This window comes from Mycobacterium scrofulaceum, assembly GCF_001667885.1.
Classification (GTDB): domain Bacteria; phylum Actinomycetota; class Actinomycetes; order Mycobacteriales; family Mycobacteriaceae; genus Mycobacterium; species Mycobacterium scrofulaceum_C.
Map to the genome: position 1 here is coordinate 17,616 of NZ_LZJW01000144.1, position 9,455 is coordinate 27,070.

At 67.1% G+C, this 9,455-nt stretch carries 11 protein-coding genes; 5 read left to right on the top strand and 6 right to left on the bottom strand.

Features of this window, described 5'->3' with window-relative positions; translation table 11 throughout:
* Positions 1-19: 19 nt before the first annotated feature.
* From A5681_RS20750 to A5681_RS20765, 4 genes are all read right to left on the bottom strand, one after another.
* Positions 20-1,138, bottom strand: a complete 1,119-nt coding sequence (locus A5681_RS20750) for an NAD-dependent epimerase/dehydratase family protein (RefSeq protein ID WP_067279591.1) — start codon at positions 1,136-1,138, stop codon at positions 20-22.
* A gap of 61 nt (positions 1,139-1,199) precedes the next feature.
* The gene (locus tag A5681_RS20755; protein ID WP_067279594.1) at positions 1,200-1,436 is read right to left on the bottom strand and encodes an exodeoxyribonuclease VII small subunit; all 237 of its coding nucleotides are present in this window, start codon (positions 1,434-1,436) and stop codon (positions 1,200-1,202) included.
* Positions 1,426-2,676 carry an exodeoxyribonuclease VII large subunit gene (gene xseA / locus A5681_RS20760; protein ID WP_067279598.1) on the bottom strand — a complete coding sequence of 417 codons (1,251 nt, stop codon included), beginning with the start codon at positions 2,674-2,676 and terminating at the stop codon, positions 1,426-1,428. The genes A5681_RS20755 and xseA overlap by 11 nt, the downstream gene beginning before the upstream one ends.
* Entirely contained in the window at positions 2,673-3,254 is a 582-nt protein-coding gene (locus A5681_RS20765; protein WP_067279601.1) for a lipid droplet-associated protein, read from the bottom strand. Before A5681_RS20765 ends, xseA begins: the two co-directional genes overlap by 4 nt.
* Before the next feature lie 88 nt (positions 3,255-3,342).
* Between A5681_RS20765 and A5681_RS20770 the strand changes: the two genes are divergently transcribed.
* The gene (locus A5681_RS20770; protein WP_067279605.1) at positions 3,343-4,341 is read left to right on the top strand and encodes a 4-hydroxy-3-methylbut-2-enyl diphosphate reductase; all 999 of its coding nucleotides are present in this window, start codon (positions 3,343-3,345) and stop codon (positions 4,339-4,341) included.
* Positions 4,342-4,363: 22 nt separating this feature from the next.
* Here A5681_RS20770 and A5681_RS20775 read toward each other — a convergent pair whose 3' ends face one another.
* Positions 4,364-5,545 (bottom strand): DUF6542 domain-containing protein, encoded by a 1,182-nt coding sequence (locus tag A5681_RS20775; RefSeq protein WP_197498670.1) that lies wholly within the window; start codon positions 5,543-5,545, stop codon positions 4,364-4,366.
* 141 nt (positions 5,546-5,686) lie between these two features.
* Between A5681_RS20775 and ychF the strand changes: the two genes are divergently transcribed.
* The 3 genes from ychF to A5681_RS26730 all read left to right on the top strand — a co-directional run bounded on the left by ychF (position 5,687) and on the right by A5681_RS26730 (position 8,014).
* Complete coding sequence (ychF, locus tag A5681_RS20780) at positions 5,687-6,760, top strand: redox-regulated ATPase YchF (protein WP_067279612.1); 1,074 nt, start codon at positions 5,687-5,689, stop codon at positions 6,758-6,760.
* Between the two features lie 87 nt (positions 6,761-6,847).
* Positions 6,848-7,276, top strand: coding sequence for a hypothetical protein (locus A5681_RS20785; RefSeq protein ID WP_067305725.1), 429 nt, complete (start codon positions 6,848-6,850; stop codon positions 7,274-7,276).
* Positions 7,277-7,339: 63 nt separating this feature from the next.
* A complete protein-coding gene (locus tag A5681_RS26730) occupies positions 7,340-8,014 on the top strand; it encodes a cysteine hydrolase family protein (protein WP_082968464.1) in 675 nt (224 codons plus the stop codon).
* 63 nt (positions 8,015-8,077) lie between these two features.
* Here the strand turns inward: A5681_RS26730 and A5681_RS20795 are convergent, their stop codons facing one another.
* Complete coding sequence (locus A5681_RS20795) at positions 8,078-8,716, bottom strand: class I SAM-dependent methyltransferase (protein WP_067279624.1); 639 nt, start codon at positions 8,714-8,716, stop codon at positions 8,078-8,080.
* A gap of 126 nt (positions 8,717-8,842) precedes the next feature.
* On the opposite strand from A5681_RS20795, the gene A5681_RS20800 reads away from it, so the two are divergent.
* Entirely contained in the window at positions 8,843-9,394 is a 552-nt protein-coding gene (locus tag A5681_RS20800; RefSeq protein ID WP_067279628.1) for a VOC family protein, read from the top strand.
* The last annotated feature ends 61 nt before the right edge of the window (positions 9,395-9,455 follow it).

Genomic DNA, 9,455 nt, shown 5'->3' on the forward strand with positions numbered 1-9,455 from the left:
AGCGCCCGCGCAGGCGCGATCAGTGCCCCCCGCCGACCGCCGGCTTCGGGGACTCGACCTCCGCTTGGGATTTCATCCGCTGGAACATCTCGACGTAATACGGGAGGCATTGCGACATCGCCTGTTCGGTGGTGAACAAGGGCTCATAGCCCAGGTCCCGGCGGGCCTTGGCGATCGAAAAGTAGTTGTCCAGGTAGAGCCGTTCGACGGCCAGCGGCTCGAGCAGGGGCGCGGGGATGCCGAAGCGGAAATGCAGCCGCTGCCAACCGGTCATCGCCACGCGGACCAAGGGACCGTTCACCCGCACCCGGGGCCAGTTCACACCGCAGGCCTCGACCACCGGCCGGGCGAACTCGAACATGTTGATCGGTTCGCCGTCATTGATGAAGTAGGCCTGCCCGGGCGCGGTGCCGCCGGGGACCAGGTGCTGGGCGGCCAGGATGAAGCCGTGAATCAGGTTGTGTACGTAGGAGTTATCCAGCCGGGCCGATTTGCGGCCGATCAGCACCTTGACGTGGCCGGCGATCACGCTTTCGAAGAGCTTGCGGAACATCGTCTGATCACCGCGCCCCCAGATGCCGCTGGGCCGAATCGCACACGTCAGCATGCCGCCAATACCGTTCTGCGACAGCACGAAACGCTCGGCGACCACCTTGGTCTCGGTATACAGGTCGTTGAACCGGGTGGTGTAGGGCAGCGTCTCGTCACCGCCGGGAATGTTCTGGCCGCCCATCACGACGCTGTTGGACGACGTGTAGACGAATCGCTTGACCCCGGCCGCCTGTCCGGCGTGCACCAGGTTCTCGGTGCCGCCGACGTTCACCCCGAAGCTGCGCTGCCGGTAGGCGTCGGTCACCGACGCGCCGCCCATCAGCTCGATGATGGCCGCGGTGTGGAAGACGGTGTCGATGCCGTCCACCGCCTGCGCGCAGACGGCGGTGTCGGTGATGTCGCCCTCGAGCACCTCCAACTGCGGGTGCTCGGGCAGCGGTGACGGCGCGCGGTCGAACGAACGCACCCGGTACCCGCGATCCAGCAGGGTGGTGACCAGGTTGGCGCCGACGAAGCCGGAGCCGCCGGTGACCAGGACGCGGCCGAGGTCGGTGGTCAATGCTGCATCAGCCATGGGCCGAAGCATAACTGAAACGTGTTCCAATTTCGAAAATCGGCATGGCTTTGGCTTTCGTCGAGTGGCCCATTCAGGCGTCGTCCGCCTGGCCGGCCGCGAGCGCATCCTCGATGCGCTTGCGGGCCCCAGCTAAATGTTCTTCACACCGCTTCGCCAGCTCCTCGCCCCTTTCCCACAGTTTCAGCGACGCGTCCAGGTCGAGACCGCCCTGCTCCAGCAGGCGCACGACTTCGATCAGCTCGTCCCGGCACGCCTCGTACCCGAGCTGACTAATAGGTGTAACTGACTTGTCGTCTTCAGCGGCCATCGGTCTGCCCTTCGCTCACCGCGGCGATCGCGCCGTCGGCAACCCGCACCCGCAGCCGGCTGCCCGCGGGCGCGTCGGCGACCGACCGCAGCACCGTCGGGGGCCCGGAGTCGGGCACCGCCTGCACCACGGCGTAGCCGCGGGCCAGCGTGGCCGCGGGTCCCAGCGTGGCCAGCCGCGCGCCGAGGTGGCCGACGCGGTCCGTCTCGGCGGCGGTCAGGCGGTTGACGTCACGGCGGATCGCCGACCGGGCGCGGTGGATCTCGTCGGCGCGCGCCGTCAGTGCCGCCAGCGGCTCGGCGAGCACCGGGCGGCTGCGGATCTGGGCCAGCGCGCGTTGCTCGCGCGACACCCAGTTGCGCAGCGCCTGAGCGCTGCGCCGGCGCAGCTCGTCGATCAGCCGGAGTTCGGCGGCGGTGTCGGGAACCACCTTCTTGGCCGCGTCGGTGGGGGTGGCGGCACGCAGGTCGGCGACCAGATCGCACAGCGGGTTGTCGGGTTCGTGGCCGACGGCGCTGATCACCGGGGTGCGGCACGCCGCGATGGCGCGGCACAGCGTCTCGTCGGAGAACGGCAGCAGGTCCTCGACGCTGCCACCGCCGCGGGCCACCACGATGACGTCGACCTCGACGTGGCGGTCGAGTTCGTACAGCGCCTCCACGATCTGGGCCACCGCGTTGGGGCCCTGGACCGCGGTGTTGCGCACCGCGAACCGAACCCCCGGCCAGCGTCCGGTGGCCACCGTCGTCACGTCGCGCTCCGCTGCACTCGCCCGGCCGGTGATGAGTCCGATCATGTTGGGCAGGAACGGGATTGGCCGCTTGAGCCGGGGATCGAAAAGTCCTTCGGCGTCCAGCAGCCGGCGCAGCCGGTCGATGCGCGCCAGCAGCTCCCCGACGCCGACGGCGCGAATCTCGGACAGGCGCAACGAGAAGGTGCCGCGACCGGTGTAGAACGAGGGTTTGCCGCACACCACCACCTGCGTGCCCTCGGTCAGCTTCACCGGCGCGTTGGCCACCAGGTCGCGCGAACAGGTCACGGTCAGCGACATGTCGGCGGCGGGGTCACGCAACACCATGAACACGGTCTTGGAGTCGGGCCGCGCGCTGATCTGGGCCAGCTGGCCCTCAACCCATACCGTGCCGAGCTTGTCGATCCAGCCGGCGACGCGAATGGCCACCGCGCGCACGGGAAACGGGTTCTCGGCGGAGTTCGGTTCTGACTGTGTGGCCGGGGTCACTTCGCGTTCGCGCGGGTGATCCTGTTGGCGAGCAGCGTCTGAAAAGGCGCGCGGGCCTTGGTGGCCTGCTCGTAGGCCAGCAGCGCTTCCAGTTCGTCGACGCTGAGCGATTGCAGGCGGGCCCGCAGCTGCGCCAGCGTCAGCGTCGCATAGTCCAGCTCGGCCACCACCGCCGGTTGCGGAACCGACGGCGCGTCCGAGGATTTCCTGCCCTGCTTCAACGGCGCGGCGTCGGACGCGGCGTCGGCGAGCGAGTACAGCGCGAACCGGCCCTCGGTACGGCGATCGCGTTCACCCGTGCCGTCCTCGGCGGATGGTTCGACCGCGGCGGGCAGGTCCTCGTCGAACGTCGCCCATTCCGGCTGCTCGTCCTTCGGCGGAAAGATGTTCTCCAGGGTGCTGTCGCCCTTGATCGCCAGTTCGGCGAGGTTCTGCTGAAATCGCATCACAAGGTGCGCCGCCTGACTGGCCAACGTCATGGGGTACATCAGGATGGTTTTCGGCAGCTTCATGGTCTCCTCGACGGCGACTGTCGCCGCGCCGACCAGTAGCCGAACTCCATACGGTGCAGTAGCCATGGGTCCAAGATTGCCTTAACCGACCGCTAACGCCAAGCCCGCCGCCGCGAGCTGGCAAGCCAGTGTCGGCAGAACGTACGCTGGTGTCATGCCGCCGACTGTCGACATGGGGATTCCCGGCGCGTCCAGCTCGGTAGCCAGCGATCCAGCCCGCAAGCGAGTGCTTCTGGCCGAGCCGCGTGGCTACTGCGCGGGCGTGGACCGGGCCGTCGAAACGGTCGAACGCGCGCTGGAAAAGCACGGCGCCCCGGTGTATGTGCGCCACGAGATCGTGCACAACCGCCACGTGGTGAACACGCTGGAGCAGGCCGGCGCCGTGTTCGTCGAGGAGACCGACGAGGTGCCCGAGGGGTCCATCGTGGTGTTCTCCGCGCACGGGGTGGCGCCGACCGTGTACGCCGCGGCCGCCGAACGTAACCTGCACACCATCGACGCCACCTGCCCGCTGGTGACCAAGGTGCACAACGAGGCCAGGCGATTCGCGCGCAACGACTACGACATCCTGCTGATCGGTCACGAGGGGCACGAGGAGGTCATCGGGACCTCCGGGGAAGCCCCCGACCACGTGCAGCTGGTGGACGGGGTCGCCGCCGTGGACAACGTGACCGTGCGGGACGAGAACAAGGTGGTCTGGCTCTCGCAGACCACGCTCTCGGTCGACGAGACGATGGAAATCGTCGACCGGCTGCGGCAGCGGTTCCCCAAGCTGCAGGATCCGCCCAGCGACGACATCTGTTACGCGACGCAGAACCGGCAGGTCGCCGTCAAGGCGATGGCCCCCGAGTGCCAGCTGGTGATCGTCGTCGGGTCGCGGAATTCGTCGAATTCGGTGCGCCTGGTCGAGGTGGCGCTGGGCGGCGGCGCCGCGGCCGCCCACCTGGTCGACTGGGCCGACGACATCGATCCGGCGTGGCTGGACGGGGTGACCACCGTGGGCGTGACATCCGGCGCGTCCGTCCCCGAGGTGTTGGTGCGCGGTGTCCTGGAGCGGCTGGCCGATTACGGCTACGGCGTGGTGCAGCCCGTTACGACGGCGCAGGAGACCCTGGTGTTCGCGCTGCCGCGCGAGATCCGCTCACTTCTCTAGACAGCTCGGGCGCCGGAGGCGCTCAGCCGTCGTATTCCCAGGATTCCATCGGGGGTCGCTGTGGCCGGCCGTACGCCCTGGAGCGGTTGCGGCGTTCCGGGCGACGCTCGGCCGCGGGCTCGTCGGCCGCCCCTCGGTAGCGGACCTGCGAGATGGGGTGATGCGTTCCGCCGTTGCCGTTGCCGTTGCCGTTGGGTGCGGGGCGGCGTCGCCTCGGCTCGTAGCGGTCGTAGCTGTCGAACCGGCCGAATTGCTCGCCCGGCGGGTCGAACGGGTCCCCGTACCGGTCCGCCCCGTCGAAACGGCTGGTCCGCGGGGCTGGCCGCTCGTAGGGCGGCTCGTAGGGGTTGCGCCGGGTGCGCGGCTCCCGACGGCCTTCGCGGGACGACTGGCCGCGGGTCTCCGGATCTGCCTCGGGCCGGGGGCGGCGGCGTGACCGGCGTGGCGGTTCCGCGGCGTCATAGTCCCGGGCGGCGGCCGAGCCTCTCCGGCCGCGCCGCTCGCCCGGTTCGCCCGAGTCGTCCAGCGGTTCCCGAGTGCGCCGGGAATGGGCTCGGGCCGAGCGGGCGGTGGACCGATCGCCGCGCGCCGTGCGGCGCTCCCGCGCCGACGAACTGGCCCCGCGGCTGCGCCGCGCCTTGGCCGGTGTCGCCTCCTCTTCGCCGTCCTCGCCGGTTTCCGGGCGCAGAATCGCCTGCAGCTTGGCGGCGAGCCCGCCGAGAACGGATTTGGCGGGTTCCGCGTCGTCGGAGCTGTGCGATTCCGCGGCCGGCCGGTGCGACATCCCGAAATACCATCTGACCAGCCCGATCAGTAGCACGATGCCGGCGGTTCCCAGCATTAGCGGGAAGCGCTCGATCAGCGGATATCCGCAGTTGATCAGCAGATCTTTGAGGTGGCCGACCTTGGCGTCGTGGAACAACCAGTACGCGCCGGGCACCGCGCAGAAGAGGATGAGCGGGGGCTGGATGATCGCGGTGAACAGCCCGTCCTGGCGGACCGCGAGCACCGCCGCCACGCAGCCGGCTATATAGAAGCCGGCGAAGACATGCGTCAGCTCCTTGTGGCCGGCGTCAATTCCGTATCCGATCGCGGTGGCGGTGACCGCGAGGAGCAGGGCCGCGTACCACGGCACACCTGGGATATTTGGGTGGATCGACCGGTGGGAGGCTTCCACCGTCGACGTTGCCCGCTGTCCTGACACATGTCGACCGTACCGGCTACGGGCCGAAAGCCCCGTAAATACCTTGTAGCGATCCCGGGCGTGCCACGCTCGGGATCCTGGGAGGCGCCCGAAAGGTCCACGGCAGCCCGTGCGGCCGCCGACCCCTAGACTTGGGTCCCTGTGAGCCTGAGCCTAGGAATCGTGGGCCTGCCCAACGTCGGCAAGTCGACTCTGTTCAACGCGCTGACCCGCAACGACGTGGTGGCGGCCAACTATCCGTTCGCGACGATCGAGCCGAACGAAGGTGTTGTTCCGCTGCCCGATCCGCGACTCGACAAGCTGGCCGAGCTGTTCGGGTCCGAGCGCATCGTGCCGGCGCCTGTGACATTCGTCGACATCGCCGGCTTGGTCAAAGGCGCGTCCGAGGGGGCGGGCCTGGGCAACAAGTTCCTGGCCCACATCCGCGAATGTGACGCCATCTGCCAGGTGGTGCGGGTGTTCTCCGACGACGATGTGACCCACGTGGCCGGGCAGGTGGATCCCCGGTCCGACATCGAGGTGGTCGAGACGGAGTTGATCCTGGCCGATATGCAGACCCTGGAGCGCGCGTTGCCGCGGTTGGAGAAGGAGGCCCGCACGAGCAAGGAGCGCAGGCCGGTGTACGACGCGGCGGCGGCCGCCCAGGAGACGTTGAACGGCGGCACAACGCTGTTCGGCGCCGGGGCGGACGCGTCGTTGCTGCGGGAGCTGAACCTGTTGACCACCAAGCCTTTTCTGTACGTCTTCAACGCCGACGAGGCGGTGCTGACCGATACGGCGCGGATCGCCGAGCTGCGCGAATTGGTGGCGCCCGCCGACGCCGTGTTCCTGGACGCGGCCATCGAAGCCGAATTGAACGAGCTCGACGACGAGTCCGCCGCTGAACTACTGGAGTCCATCGGGCAGACCGAGCGGGGGCTCGACGCGCTGGCCCGCGCGGGCTTTCACACCCTTAAGCTGCAGACGTTCCTCACGGCGGGCCCAAAAGAGGCGCGCGCGTGGGTGATTCACCAAGGCGACACCGCGCCGAAGGCCGCCGGGGTGATCCACACCGATTTCGAGAAGGGCTTCATCAAAGCCGAGATCGTGTCCTACGACGACCTGATCGCCGCCGGTTCCATGGCGGCGGCCAAGGCGGCCGGCAAAGTAAGGATGGAAGGCAAGGACTACGTCATGGCCGACGGCGACGTCGTGGAGTTCCGGTTCAACGTGTAGATCGAAGGCCAGGGCATAGACACTTCCGGCTGGACAGGTGTCCAGCTATCGTGACCATCACGTTGACGAGAACGGAGATGGGCACCGATGAGTAAGGTTCCGAGCCGGCGGGCGCGTTTGGCACACGCGTCCAAGCACGCCGATCTGTGGAATGCGGGAAAGAAGGACGAGTGGGTCGCGTCGTGGCGCACCATCTGTCCCGGTGAGGTTCGCATGTTCGACCCGGTTGGCACCGAGGAGAAGCACGGTTTCGACGCCGCCACTTCGGAGGCGTTCGACATGTTTCAGTCGATCCTCAAGATCAAGATGATCACGGTTCAGGTCAATGGGAACGAGATGGCCTGGGTATGCGAGAACCACTTCGGCACCGAACCGAACGTCGGCGTTGCATACAGCATCGAGACCTTCGCCTGGGACGACGACGGAAACCTGCTCATCAAGACCTACTATCCGATGCCGGAATCGGTTGGTGGCGACGCTGACCCGTATGCCCATCTGCTGGAAGGACAGCAGTAGTCGGGGCCGACGGCGACGTGGTGGAGTTCCGGTTCAACGTGTAGACGACGTGAAGGTGGACAAGTGACCGACTACACGACTCCCCACTGGGATGCCGCCGCTCTTGTCGTAGTGGACCTACAGCGGGATTTTCTTGACGACGGGGTGTCGGCGATCCCGGGTACCTCCGCGGTGGTACCGCGGGTTGCCGCTCTGGCGGCAGCATTTCGTGCGGCCGGCAGGCCGATAGCTCATGTCGTCAGGCTGTATGAGCCGGGCGGCTCGGATGTTGACCTGCCCCGGCGTCGCATGGTTGAAGAAGGCGCACAGATCGCCGCTCCCGGCTCCGACGGGGCACAGATAGCGGAGGGGGCGATACCTGGTGGGGTGCGGCTGGATTCTGCTGCTCTGCTCTCGGGCCAGCTACAGCATGTCGGGAGCCGCGAGGTGATCGTCTTCAAACCTCGGTGGAGCGGTTTCTATCGCACGGGCCTGGAGGAGTGGCTCAGGCAGGAGCGCTGTGACACCGTCGTCGTCGCGGGTTGCAATTTGCCGAATTGCCCTCGTGCCACGCTGTTCGACGCCAGTGAACGCGATCTGCGCACTGTGCTGGTCGCCGATGCCGTATCGCAGACCAGCGAGGAGCGACTTGCCGACCTCGAACGTATCGGCGTTCATCTGTCGACGACGGAATCGGTCGCACGGGCCTTGGCGGGTTTACCGGATGATGGTGGAGTTCGGCCGCAAGCAAACGTCTGAGCCCCGTTTTCGCTCGAAGCCGATGTGGGCCTCGACGATGTCGCGCCACTCATTGGCGACGCGTCAGGTGACGGCGTGGGCGATCAGCAAGTGGGGTGCATTGGCGCGTTCACTGATTTGACGGTGTTCGACTGTCAGGCCGGTGCTGCGTAACGTGTCGGCCACGTCCGCCACGGGACGGAGGTGAAACCCGTGTCCCGTGAATGGCAGTTTTGCCATCACCTCGGGGTCGGCGAGTCCGATGGCGAGCCGGCCACGGCTGTTGATCACCCTGGCGAGCTCGGCGAAAGCTCTGTCGAGCTCCGCGACGAAGTAGATGGTGTTGACGGTCATGGCGCCGTCCAATGCCCCGTCGGGAAAGGGCAACTGCGTCATGGACCCGGAATGCAATGACAGCCGCCCGGTTGCGATGTCGCGGCGGTAGCGCCGGGCGGCCTGGCTGAGCATGGTCTCCGACACCTCGACACCATGAACACTGCCCGACGGGCCGACGCTGTCGAGCAGGAGTTTCAGCCCCACTGCGCCACCGAACCCGACATCGGCCACCGCCGAGGCCCCACGGGCGTGCAGCGCTCGCGCGGCGGCGCTCACGAGGGCCCGGTTGCCCCGATTGAGGGCCGCACCGACCAGCCGTCCGCGCAGCCCACTTGGATGACCGAGCTGCCTGGCAACACCCGCCATGACGGCGTCCCGGACCCCCATCCGACGACCGTAGACACGGAGGCTTACCCGGCACGGCTATTCGGTGAAGCGACGGGAGCAACCAGGCTGCAGGCCGACCCGTCGTTGTTACTACAGTCTGTAGTTAGCGACCCTCGGGGAGGCACGATGCGATGGCGCGGGGTAAGCCATGTTGAGTTCGCTGTACTGGACTATGACGCTTCCGTCGCCTTCTACGACGCGTTCTTCGGCTGGCTCGGTTACAGCAGCTTCTCGTCGCTGAACATGGAGTATCAATCGATTTACTACATGACGCAGCATTTCAACACGCACAGCTACATCGGCATCCAGCCCGCCCGCACGGGAGGCAAGCTGGCCCACAGCGACCAAGCGGTCGGCATCAATCACATTGCGCTGTGGGCTCGGAGCAGGAAAGAGGTCGACCGCTTCCATCACGAATTCTTGATCGCGCGGGATATCCCGGTCACAGACGAGCCCAAGGGATACCCGCAGTACTGGCCTGGCTATTACGCCGTGTTCTTCGACGACCCGATCAATGGGATTCATTGGGAGCTGGTGTGGATACCGAAGATTCCCACCCCGCGGCAGGTTTGGGCGTTCTATCGTGCGCTGCGCTGTTTCGCCGGGAGTCGGCCGGACCTCGCACGTAGCGTCCCCGGCCTTGCCTGGCAGGCAAGACGAAGCCTGCCGCGCCGGTGATCGGGTATCCGTCGGCGGACGTCAGTACACGGTGTGGCGTAATGAAGTTCGGGTTTTCCGT